General features: G+C 55.9%; 8 protein-coding genes. 6 read left to right on the top strand and 2 right to left on the bottom strand.

Annotation, left to right across the window (positions count from 1 at the left end; all coding sequences use genetic code 11):
- Window positions 1-888 precede the first annotated feature (888 nt).
- The 6 genes from Q363_RS30115 to Q363_RS45005 all read left to right on the top strand — a co-directional run bounded on the left by Q363_RS30115 (window position 889) and on the right by Q363_RS45005 (window position 4380).
- Window positions 889-1143, top strand: a complete 255-nt coding sequence (locus tag Q363_RS30115) for a hypothetical protein (RefSeq protein WP_035358103.1) — start codon at window positions 889-891, stop codon at window positions 1141-1143.
- Between the two features lie 703 nt (window positions 1144-1846).
- The gene (locus Q363_RS30105) at window positions 1847-2170 is read left to right on the top strand and encodes a hypothetical protein (protein ID WP_035358099.1); all 324 of its coding nucleotides are present in this window, start codon (window positions 1847-1849) and stop codon (window positions 2168-2170) included.
- Between the two features lie 72 nt (window positions 2171-2242).
- Window positions 2243-2761 (top strand): S-adenosylmethionine:tRNA ribosyltransferase-isomerase, encoded by a 519-nt coding sequence (locus Q363_RS39535; protein ID WP_245632565.1) that lies wholly within the window; start codon window positions 2243-2245, stop codon window positions 2759-2761.
- A 53-nt stretch (window positions 2762-2814) separates the two neighbouring features.
- Complete coding sequence (locus Q363_RS47215) at window positions 2815-3168, top strand: PhzF family phenazine biosynthesis protein (protein ID WP_051979555.1); 354 nt, start codon at window positions 2815-2817, stop codon at window positions 3166-3168.
- Window positions 3169-3347: 179 nt separating this feature from the next.
- Complete coding sequence (locus Q363_RS47210) at window positions 3348-3953, top strand: IS110 family RNA-guided transposase (RefSeq protein ID WP_425387812.1); 606 nt, start codon at window positions 3348-3350, stop codon at window positions 3951-3953.
- The gene (locus Q363_RS45005) at window positions 3874-4380 is read left to right on the top strand and encodes an IS110 family RNA-guided transposase (protein WP_425387811.1); all 507 of its coding nucleotides are present in this window, start codon (window positions 3874-3876) and stop codon (window positions 4378-4380) included. The genes Q363_RS47210 and Q363_RS45005 overlap by 80 nt, the downstream gene beginning before the upstream one ends.
- 327 nt (window positions 4381-4707) lie before the next feature.
- Here the strand turns inward: Q363_RS45005 and Q363_RS30090 are convergent, their stop codons facing one another.
- Window positions 4708-5211: a CatA-like O-acetyltransferase gene (locus Q363_RS30090; protein WP_245632563.1), complete on the bottom strand. Its 504-nt coding sequence runs from the start codon at window positions 5209-5211 to the stop codon at window positions 4708-4710.
- A gap of 446 nt (window positions 5212-5657) precedes the next feature.
- A partial coding sequence (locus Q363_RS30085; protein WP_035358096.1) for an SDR family NAD(P)-dependent oxidoreductase occupies window positions 5658-5876 on the bottom strand: 219 nt, incomplete at its 5' end.

The raw sequence follows: 5876 nt of genomic DNA, 5'->3' as shown, positions 1-5876 counted from the left end.
CCGCGCAACGCCCCGGGATAAAAACCACGAGGTGACATACGGATGCTTCTTTCTAAGCTGCCTGTTCAAAAACAAGATCATCTACCGAAGTTCCTCAGCCTCAGTCCTCGTCGGCCGAATCCAGTCCACCCTAAGAGTGGCCTTCAGATGGGGTAAGCCTCTTGTTCCCGCCTGATACTGTCGATCACATGCGGATAGGGTTCGAACCAGCAGGACAAACGGAAGGATCGCAAAATCGATGGATCACCATCCCAAGCCACAAACAGCTTACTGCGATTGTATCTGTGAATTGTTGTGGGCGGAGTTTTGCCGAAAACTAGCTTTTCCCCGGTCACTCGCCAACTCACCGGGCCTCACCACTATTAAGCTGACAAGCCCCATAAAACAATAAAGTGAATCCACGCCGCATGGACCCTGCGGCACCCTCCACCGAACGTGAGTGAACGAGTTTCTTATGATGGGGACGTATGTTCATAGAGCTGATGCCGCTTCTTGGGGAGCGGACGGTGATGTTGACAGTCGCTCGTATCGACCAGAATAGAATCCGCATTAACGTGATCCCAACAAGAAACAGGGAGGATGAAAACGCCGCATTGTGCGCGCCAATCAGCTTCAGCGGCACACCAGACCCGATTCCAGGACTGTTGAGGGGCACCGGGCAGCGATCCAGGAGGCAGTGGAGACTCTCCGTTACAACCGGACGATGAAAGAACTTGCTGTCAAGCGAGAGGAACGGCGAGGACTGCTGTCGAAGTTCTTTGCACCTTTTGGTGTCTTCACCTCGAAGTCACGTCGATATTAGGCCCGGTTGACGTGCTCCACCGGCTCTGACTTGTCCAAATGCAACGCAATCTGAACCGCCGGCATCCGACCATCAGAGGGGTTAATATGAACACCCCACTGCAACTCCTCAAAGACAAGCGCTCGTCCGCCGTGATAGACGTCCGAAGTATCGAGATCCAACTTGCCTGTCTCAATGAATCAGCCGAACCCACTAGGACCAAAACCGACCTGCGCTCCGTCGCGGGGATGTTCTACGAGTACATTGCCACGCTCGACGAATCCATCCACAACATTGAGGATGTCATGCGCGTCTCAAAGCCCATGTTGCTGCTATCCCAACCACTCGCTGGATTGGTCTGACGCCAGATTCGAGACGCGCGCCCCTCGCAATGGTTCTAGATGAAGATATTGTTCGGCAATGCGACGATGATTGCCGAGAGCCTCATGATGGGAACTCCCAAGGCCGCGATCTCCGCCCTCGAAGGCCTCCGCAGCGACCAGCACAAAGCTGGAAGGCTACAATCGACCGGATCAAGGAGATGCTGGAGGAATAGACTGAACTCGAGGTCAACGAAGCCATGTCTGTCACAGTTCACTTCAAAGACACTTCCACCAACAAAATCACCTCACTGGAATATCAAATAGGCGCGGTAATTCCTAAATCGGGCGACCATATTGTGAGCCCGTTCAACGCCGACAGGACTGCACTCGTATCTGCGGTAACCGGCGACGGCAAAAGAAGTCCCTTCTCGGTTCTTTGCGCCGAATAGCCCGTGTGCGGAGCGACCCCTATAGCGAATACGACCGCTTTCAGGATTTTCAGGAATTGGGGACGTTAGTATGAGAGTGATATTCTCATACACTTAGCTATCGCGACGCTGACCCGGGGCGCCCAGTGCTCTAATTTGTGATAATGTCGCTGTCCGAATGCTCAGATCTTTGGTGAGGCCAACTGTCATGAGCAAACTCCGCTGCGAATCGGCGCTCTGCGGGTATTATGCAGATCGCGTGAAAAGGCTGATGAGCCTGAGCGGGCTTTCGCCATCCAGATAAGGATCCAGCCATGGAGAAGACAATAGAATTGACGCACGAGGACCGCGCCCGTCTTGCACGCCTATATGAGGAAGCCGCCGGGAGGTTATATGAGGCTGCGCTATTGATTTCAAGGAATGTTGGTCTAAAGGGAGAACTAATCGGCTTTCAGTTCGACCACTCCAGAAAGGTGCGCACGCAGACCGAGCCTGAAGCGGCAGCTCAGGGAACTCCAGCCGTAGCGGCATTGGTGCGCTATGTCACAGTCGGTCACAGAGTTTACGTAATTGCAGACAGCGGATGCGGCTATTATGACTTCGACGCGGGAGTTTGTGCGTCCGCACCGTGCTTCTGACCGTCGCTCCGAATCGTCACACCAGAGTGTCATTTCTTTCGGACGACATCCAGAAACTGGGCGATCCCGGAATTGGACGCACTCCTGCCCCTCCCTGAGCCGTACCGGATTTCCCGATCAACTGCGTTGATGATCAAGCACGCTCAAACGTCACGTCGACGTATCATCGCGATTGGTACCACGGTTGCACGAGCCCTGGAATACACGGCTGCAATGTTTGATGGCGTCGTGCCACCCGGCGAGCGGTTGGCGACGCAAAGACTTGACGCGTCAAGCAAGTTGCGTATTGTCGATGCAATTCTCTCCGGCACTCACGAGCGGGGCACCAGTCATCACGAGCTGCTGCGCGCTTTCGTCGATGATGAAACACTTGGCCGTATCGACCATGAACTGAACGCCCGCGACTATCGCACACACGAGTTTGGTGATTCAGTTTTCCTCGAAAGAGCCGCCAACAAGACGCGCCGGACCCGCTGGGCAATGTGGATCCGCTGGCGAAGGCGCTCGGGCTCGATCCATGCGAAATCTAGTCTCAGCCACCACCGCGCCCGGCGTATACCGGTGTCGCTCATCTGTTGGTGCGGGTTGTAAATCCCTAGACCGTAGACAAAGCTAACCCGGCGGCGAAAGAACTCCTTGGCGTCTTGAAAGCGGCAGGGGCAGAAGGTTGCTATATCTACGCGTTCGATGCGAATCGGCCGCAAACAGCCTATGCACGGTTCTTCAACCCTACAGTCGGACTCTGGGAAGATGCGGCCACCGGAACGGCAGCGGGGCCGCTGGCAGCGTATCTCGCCAGCGAAGGTCTGGTTGCGAACAACGAGTTGGCGATCGAACCACAAAGATGGGACGCCGGAGCATCCTGCGAATTCGAGTCAATCTCGAACCGGAATTATCCGGCACTGGGATCGTTGTCCTGCGTGGCGTACTCCGGCTCTGAACGGCTGTGCGGCCATTGCGGGAGACGCCGATTCAGGCTATACGAGGATCTCAATTAGCATATCTCCGCCGACTCACTCACCGAGCCAGAAAATCGAGTTCTGGGCGGTTGACGGGTCCGCTTTGCGGCAAGTTCGGGATCGAAGTTGCCGCAAACCCCGTTAATGAGATGGTCCGCCGCTTGATCTCCCCGTTGAAGTGAGTGATCGTGTTGGCAGGTTCAAGGAGGATCATCGATATGCAGATTCGTTCAGTTGGCATTGATCTCGGCAAGACGACCTTTCACCTCGTAGCCCTCAGCGCAGCTGGGAAGGTACTGTTGCGGAAGAAGTTCACCCAGAAGCAGCTGATCACGTTTACCGCCAACCTGCAGACTTCCTTGATCGGGATGGAGGCATGTTCGGGTGCCCACTTCCTTGGCCGTGCCCTGAGAGAACAGGGCCATGATGTGAAGCTGATTCCAGCTCAGTTCGTAAAGCCTTTCGTGAAGTCGAACAAGAACGACTTCCTCGATGCGGAAGCAATCGCCGAAGCTGTCGATCGGCAGAACATGCGCTTCGTTCCGATCAAGACCGACGACCAGCTCGACCTGCAAGCTCTCCATCGCGTGCGGGATCGTTTGATCGCACGCCGAACATCTGTGATCAACCAGTTGCGGTTCATTCTTGCTCGAGCGAGGCATGACATTCTCGAAGACACCAGCCAAGCTGAAGCTGGCGATGCCAGAGATCCTGGAGAACGCAGACGCGAACCTCACACTACGCATGCGCAACCTTGTCAGCCTACTTTGGAGCGAGTGGAAGGATCTCGAACAGCAGATCATTGCTATGAACGCGGAGGTTGAACAGATTGCTTCTTCCGATCCAGCCTGCCAGCGGCTCAGGCAGATCCCTGGCGTTGGCCCGCTGGTCGCAACTGCGATCGTAGCCGCGATCGGTAACGGCGCAGCCTTCCATAAGGGGCGTGAGTTTTCTTCCTGGCTTGGGCTGGTGCCACGACAGCACTCGATCGGTGGCAAGGCCCGACTCTTCGGCATCAGCAAGCGCGGCAACAACTACCTGCGCAAGATCCTCGTGCATGGTGCCCGATCCGCTGTACTGCGCGTGAAGCGAGAACGGTCTCCGTTCGGCCCATGGCTCGATGCGCTTGAGCAACGAGCGCCCATCAACGTGGTCATCACAGCGGCAGCCAACAAGCTTGCCCGTATCGCGTGGGCCGTTCTTTCGAGCGGGCAGGATTATCGAGCGGTTCCGGATGCAATCAATGGCTAAGCAAGCTTAACCACGACCCACATCAAATTTCTCCAACCAAGGTCTGCACTGGATAGCTAAGACGAACGAACAGTTCCCAACGGCATGCTCGCAACCTGCTCCCGCAAATGGTCTTCCATGACCGTCCCGTTTATCAGGAAGAGCACGCAGCGCAACTCATCATGGCCAGGAGACTCCACTCTCCACACAAAGGCCGAATACATTTGCGCAGATCTGTCGATCCACTCTTCGCTTTTCCCTTGCAGTCAGACGGCGGACCATACATTGCGGGAACTTCGCTGTTCTCCAAAGCCTTGCCTTAGGGGACGTTGGCTGACCGACACATCGCTACATAGGTTCGGAGTCTGGAGCATCCAGGGAATGTTGAAACTTCTCGACGAACTGTGCCACATGCAGGCCGTCGACTAGTGCGTGGTGTACGTGGATCGATAGTGGCATGGTGCAGCGTCCGTCCGCCTCAGTAATTTTCCCGAAGGTGATGCGGGGCGCGGAATCTTCGCGGGAGAAGTTGCGCGCATGCGAGATGGATGTGAAGTCGAACCAGGGAAGAACTGAATAACGGATCAGGTTGGCCTCCGGATAGCCCTCAATGTCATCTTTCTGCCGCACCCGATCAAGTTCGATGGACGCCTCGCGAACGAACTCGTCGATTCGTGGCCGGAACTGATAATGTCCCAGGCCAATGGTGCCGTTCGCGCGTCCGACAGCGCTGCCGGCATTGATCTGTTCGTAGCGCCAGACGGTGCCGTCGACAATGCGTGTCCGGAAGTTCTCAACTTGGTGCGCAGCGACGAGTGAGCGATGCAGAGTGACAAAAAGACTGAGAGGCAATGCTGCTTGGCGTAATGGTAGGTCGCCGTGCAGTCAACGCGGAGGCAGACGCCGTGATAGGGCTCGGTAAAATTCTTGAAGAAGTGAAAGCTCGCGCGGCGCTCCCACGTCTCCAGGTTGATCTTCTGTCTGCCGCCAACCACACTTTCTTGCATGCTCGTATGTTAAATCGAAGAGGTTTTCTCGGTCGTTGCTGAGGAGAACGGCGTTTGTCGTTACAGATTCCTAACTGACCCCGGACACCCAATTCCTTTTTTTAGCCGCCTGTTCTGTTGTGGGCAGATTAGAAGTCTGCGGGATTGTGTTTGCCGCGGTTTTGCTGGGTGGCTGATGTCTTAATCAGTACAGGGGCGAGCGCAAAAGCTAAATGGGACTCGTCCCAGGAAGCGGAGAAGCTCCTGCGGATGAATCCCATTCATGGACTGCAGCAAGACAAAGTCTTGCGGTTAAACCTGGGCGGTACCACCGTCGACGAAGAGCTCGATGCCGTTGACGAAGCTGGAATCGCTGGAGGCGAGGAAGAGAGCGACCGTCGCGATCTCCTCCGGGCGTCCCATCTCGCCGCGGGGTATCTGGGATTTGAAGAACTCCTTCGCGTCGGGTCCGAGGGGATCGAGGATCGGGGTGTCGATGGTGCCGGGACTGAGGATGTTCACGCGGATTCC

The organism is Edaphobacter aggregans DSM 19364, from assembly GCF_000745965.1.
GTDB lineage: Bacteria > Acidobacteriota > Terriglobia > Terriglobales > Acidobacteriaceae > Edaphobacter > Edaphobacter aggregans.
The sequence above is the reverse complement of the archived record's forward strand: the minus strand, read 5'-3'. Positions and strand labels throughout refer to the sequence as shown.

Bases quoted from the DNA above. Each gene is read 5' to 3' on its own strand.
- Q363_RS30105 (WP_035358099.1), top strand. From the start codon at position 1,847: ATGGAGAAGACAATAGAATTGACGCACGAGGACCGCGCCCGTCTTGCA.
- Q363_RS30115 (WP_035358103.1), top strand. From the start codon at position 889: ATGAACACCCCACTGCAACTCCTCAAAGACAAGCGCTCGTCCGCCGTG.
- Q363_RS47210 (WP_425387812.1), top strand. From the start codon at position 3,348: ATGCAGATTCGTTCAGTTGGCATTGATCTCGGCAAGACGACCTTTCAC.
- Q363_RS45005 (WP_425387811.1), top strand. From the start codon at position 3,874: ATGCGCAACCTTGTCAGCCTACTTTGGAGCGAGTGGAAGGATCTCGAA.